Source organism: Hydrogenivirga sp. 128-5-R1-1 (assembly GCF_000171895.1).
The window spans coordinates 1-5114 of sequence record NZ_ABHJ01000036.1; the positions used below are offsets into that span (position 1 = coordinate 1).

Consider the following 5114-nt stretch of genomic DNA (forward strand, 5'->3'; position numbering starts at 1 on the left):
GCAAACTTATTAGACTCTCTAAAGGATAAACTTCCAGAAAGTGTTAAAGGACATGTAAATGCAAAAAACATAGCTGCAGCTTTAATCGGTATTTCCATTTTATTGCTTATAACCTTTTTTATTTATTCTTTATCTTCAAAAGAAAACTATGCTGTTCTTTATACAAATTTAAGTCCAGAAGATGCTGGACAGGTTTTGACAGTATTACAGGAGGAAAAAATACCTTACAAAGTTGAAGGTAATGGAAGTATTATTTTAGTTCCTAAAGATAAAGTTTATGACGTACGTTTAAAACTTGCTTCAAAAGGAATTCCTTCAGGTAGTACTGTTGGATTTGAAATATTTGATGAACCCAAAATGGGGATTACCCAGTTTCAGGAAAATATTAATTATATTAGGGCTTTAGAAGGAGAACTTGAAAGGACAATAAGACAGTTAAATGCAGTAATTGATGCTAAAGTAAACATAGCAATGCCGAAAGAATCAATATTTGCACGTGAAGAAGACCAGCCAAAAGCATCGGTTTTGATTAAACTTGCTCCCGGAAAAGATTTAACTCCTGAACAGGTAAAAGCAATAGTTTTTTTAGTTTCCAGAGCTGTACCAAAACTCAAACCTGAAAATGTTACAGTTGCAGACAACAGAGGCAGAGTTTTATCTGATGTACTTGAAGAAACAGAAACTGCCAAAGCAGATAAAACACTGCAGTTAAAAAGAAAGTTAGAAAGACAAATAGAGAGAAATGTGCAGTCCATGCTTTCCAAAGCACTTGGCTCTGATAAGGTTGTTGTTAGAGCAACTGTTGAAGTAGAAACCGGGCAATTACATCAAAAAGATGAACTTTATGACCCAGATAAAGTAGCTATTGTAAGTGAAAGAAGAATAAAAGAGGAAGTGAAAACAAAACAAAAATCTGAAATAGGTCCACCAGGTACATCAACAAATGTTCCACCTATTATGGATACAGGGCAGGACAGATATTTAGTTGAGAAGAAAAAAGAAGATAGAACAAGAAATTATGATGTGTCTAAGAGTATCATAAATAAATCTCAACCTATATTTAAAATAAAGAAAGTAAGTGTAGGTGTTTTAATTGACGGCAAATATCAGGAAATTAAAGATAAAAATGGAAATGTAAGTTATAAATTTATTCCCCGTTCCAAAGAAGAGCTAAAACAATATGAAGAGCTTATAAAAAGTGCAATAGGATTTGACCCAAAAAGGGGAGATAAAGTAACTATAGTTAGTGTCCCATTTGAGAAAAAACCAGAAGTTGCTGTTAAAGAAAAGACAGATATTAGAAAAATTATACTTTTATCTGTAATTGGAATTTTATTTTTAACATTACTTTTAATTACTTTGGCATTAATCCTAAAAGCACGAAAAAAACCGGAAACTGCTGTTGGTTATGGCATACCACCTGAAACACTTCAAGGAATGGCAACTGTTAGAGAAGCTGAAATTGAAGTTGGTATTGAAAAAGAGCCTGAGTATATACAGTTATTAAAAATATTAGAAGAAAATCCACAGATAGTAGCAAATTTAGTAAAAACCTGGATAAAAGAATAAACTATGTTAAATATAGAAGATTTTGAACCTCAAAATTTTAAAAAAGATATAACTGAAGCCGAAATAAAGAAATTAAAAGAAGAATATGAGAAGCTAATAAAAGAAAAAGAAAAGCAGATATTTAAAAAAGCCTTTGAAGAAGGTTATAAAAAAGCAAAAGAAGAATTAGAAAGTAAATTTCTTCAAGAAAAAAATAACTTAGTTAAGCAGTTAGAAGAAGAAAAACACAGATTAGAAAAAGAGCAAGAAAAAGAATTACTCAATCAAATAACAAAAATAAAAGAGCAAATAAAAAACGAGATAAATGATTTCAAAAATAACCTCTTAAATTTACTTGTTGACTCTTTAGAAAAAATACTGGAAATTCTATTTATATCTCCAGAGAATGCAGATTTTTTAAAAAAAACAATTAATAATATTTTAGAAGAACTGGAAAGTGATAGTTTTATAAAAATAGTTGTAGATAAAGAAACTGGAAAACATTTAAAGGATAAAGGTTTAAATGTGGAAATTGCAGATATAGATAAAGGAACATTCATTATCAAATTTGACAACTTCTCTTTAGAATCTAAATTAAAAGAAAAAATGGAAACAATAAAAAATGAAATTAAAAGAGAGATTAAAGAAAATACCTAAATATGATATTGTTGGAAAAGTATCAGCAGTTGTTGGACCTTTAATAGAGGCTGAAATTCCTTTAGTTTCCATAGGAGATATATGTAAAATTGATGAGGTTATAGAAGCGCAGATTGTAGGGTTTAAAAATAATAAAGCACTTTTAATGGCATACACTGATACAACAGGAATAAAAATAGGAAGTAAAATAAAAACAAAAGGATATAGACCTTACGTGAAAGTAGGTAATGAGCTTATAGGAAATATTATTGACCCTTTTGGAAATCCTCTGAATAACAAGAATTTAAAACTTTTTGATAGGGTAGATTTGTATCAAGAGCCTGTTAACCCATTACAAAGAAAAAGAATAACAGAAGTATTAGATATAGGTGTAAGGGTAATAAACTCTTTGTTTACTATAGGTAAAGGACAAAGAGTTGGTATAGTTGCAGGTGCGGGAGTTGGTAAAAGTTCCTTGCTTGGTATGATAGCAAAATTTTCACAAGCAGACTTAAATGTTATAGCACTTATAGGGGAAAGGGGAAGAGAAGTACGGGAGTTTATTGAAGACAACCTTGGTGATGAAGGCTTAAAAAAATCAGTAGTTGTAGTGGCAACATCTGACCAGCCTCCCCTTGCAAAAATAAGAGCAGCTCATACTGCAAATGCAATCGCTTCATATTTTGCAAATAAAGGTAAAAGTGTAAACTTGCTCTTTGATTCTTTAACAAGACTTGCCATGGCACAAAGGGAAATCGGATTGATAGCTGGAGAACCACCTACAACAAAAGGATATACACCATCAGTGTTTAACTTGCTTCCTAAAATAATTGAAGTAGCAGGGAATTTTGATAAAGGAAGTATAACAGGATTTTATACTGTACTTGTTGAAGGTGATGATGTATCTTCTGACCCGGTAGCAGATGCTGCTATTAGTTTTTTAGATGGTCATATTATTCTATCCAGAGAAATTGCAGATAAAAGGATTTATCCTGCCGTTGATATATTAAGGAGTATAAGTAGATTAATGCCTCAGCTTGTTTCAGACGAAATAAAAAAATATCAATCCATAATTATGGATTTAGAGTCAACTTATAGGGAAGCTGAAGATATGATAAACTTAGGACTTTATAAAAAAGGAAGTAATCCAAAAATGGATATTGCATTAAAATTTCACTACAGTATTATTAATTTTATAAGGCAGAATTTTAACAAAAAAGTTAATTTTGAAGAAAGTATTAATGAATTAAACAAATTGGCCGATTCTATTATAAAGGAGGCTGAAAATTATGGCATTAGATGGGATTAATACTATAAAAGGGATAGACGGCAGAGAAATCAAAGTAGTAGATGCAAACTATGATAACTCAAAAATGAAAAATGATGACTTTTAAAAGTTTTACTTGCAGACCTGCAGTGGCAAGACCCTTTAGAAGCTAAAGATATTTCCCAGTTTATAGATAACACTGTAAAACTCAGGCAAATGGAGGTTTTAAATAATTTTCAGGATACTGTAAATTTACTCAAAAATGTTAACCAGACAAATGCTCTTTTGTATGCTTCAAACTTGATAAACAAGCAGGTTGTATATGAAGGAAGCGAAACTTATGTAAAAAACGGTAAATCTCAGGTTTCATTTAAGCTTGACCAAAATGCAGAAAGTGTAAATATTACTGTTTTAGATAAAAATGGAAATGTTGTTGAAAGTAAAACTTTTCAAAATTTACAGGCTGATAAAATTTATCCTTTTGAAATAAATAATCCTGCTCTGACAGATGGTTATTATACTATTTATATTGATGCAAAAAATGGTAAAGATGCTGTATCTTCCACTATATATTCAAGAGGTATTGTAGAATCTGTAGAAAAAGATAAAGATAAAATTTACGCAATTTTAAATAATCAAAAAATTGAAATAGATAAAATTAATCAAATAGGAGGTTAAAATCATGATTCAGTCATTTTATACAGGAAATGCAGGTTTAAATGCAAATCAAAAATGGCTCTCAGTAATATCTGATAATATTGCTAACGTTAATACTATAGGATTTAAGGCAGAAAGGGCTAACTTTGAAGACCTGATAGCAAGCAGTATAACCTCATTTGCTAATAATGCACCAAAAAATATGGAAATAGGCGGTGGTTCTTTCATAGGTAGCACGACTAAAGATTTTTCTCAAGGTGCATTAAAAAACACTAATATTGCAACAGACCTTGCACTTGATGGTGAAGGTTTTTTCATGGTTCAAGATAAACAAGGAGTAACATACTACACGAGGGCTGGTCAGTTTAGAACAGATGCAAACGGTGATTTAATAAATCTAAATGGTATGTATCTGCAAGGATGGAGTTTAGATGCAAATGGTAATATATCAGGTTCTATAGGTAAAATAAATATTCCTAATGCAATGGATCCTCATGTTACATCAAAGCTTGCATTAAAATCACCTACTAATTTAAATGCTTCCAGTCCATTAATAACGAAAACACTGGATACATCAGACGCTACAACCTATAATTACGTTAATGCTATAACTGTTTATGATTCTTTAGGTGTTTCACATCAAGCCCAGCTTTATTTTGTTCATGAAAATTCTAATCAATGGAGAGTGTTTGGTTTATTAGATGATGAGCCTATTCAATTTAATGTTCCTGGAGACACAAATACTTACGATTCACTGCTTGTAGAATTTAATGGAGTTGGACAGATAAATTCTATTAAAGGGTATGGTATAAATACAAACCAAACAGAAACTAATGTTTTAGAAAATTCAGATTTAGGTAAATATACTCTGGCAAATACCCCTGTGCTACCTGGTTCTTTAGTTATTACACAGTACACTGTAGGTGGAACACCTACTACAGTAAACTGGATAGATGATGGACATGGAAATATCATAGACTTAAACAATAATAATAAGATAATAGGA

Annotated in this window: 5 protein-coding genes; all 5 read left to right on the top strand. The window is 30.9% G+C overall.

What is annotated here, in order from left to right; genetic code table 11:
- Positions 1-1569 (top strand): flagellar basal-body MS-ring/collar protein FliF (gene fliF / locus HG1285_RS06065; RefSeq protein WP_008288235.1); only part of this gene is annotated, 1569 nt, incomplete at its 5' end.
- Positions 1570-1572: 3 nt separating this feature from the next.
- Positions 1573-2205, top strand: coding sequence for a hypothetical protein (locus HG1285_RS06060; RefSeq protein ID WP_008288236.1), 633 nt, complete (start codon positions 1573-1575; stop codon positions 2203-2205).
- Positions 2171-3493 (top strand): FliI/YscN family ATPase, encoded by a 1323-nt coding sequence (locus HG1285_RS06055; protein WP_008288237.1) that lies wholly within the window; start codon positions 2171-2173, stop codon positions 3491-3493. Before HG1285_RS06060 ends, HG1285_RS06055 begins: the two co-directional genes overlap by 35 nt.
- A gap of 174 nt (positions 3494-3667) precedes the next feature.
- Positions 3668-4129: a FlgD immunoglobulin-like domain containing protein gene (locus HG1285_RS18215; RefSeq protein ID WP_008288239.1), complete on the top strand. Its 462-nt coding sequence runs from the start codon at positions 3668-3670 to the stop codon at positions 4127-4129.
- Positions 4130-4133: 4 nt separating this feature from the next.
- The coding region (locus tag HG1285_RS17620) for a flagellar hook-basal body complex protein (RefSeq protein WP_008288240.1) at positions 4134-5114 on the top strand (981 nt) is incomplete at its 3' end.

Excerpts from the sequence above, each read along its gene's own strand:
- HG1285_RS06060 (WP_008288236.1), top strand. The coding sequence starts at position 1,573 with ATGTTAAATATAGAAGATTTTGAACCTCAAAATTTTAAAAAAGATATA.
- HG1285_RS06055 (WP_008288237.1), top strand. The coding sequence starts at position 2,171 with ATGAAATTAAAAGAGAGATTAAAGAAAATACCTAAATATGATATTGTT.
- HG1285_RS18215 (WP_008288239.1), top strand. The coding sequence starts at position 3,668 with ATGGAGGTTTTAAATAATTTTCAGGATACTGTAAATTTACTCAAAAAT.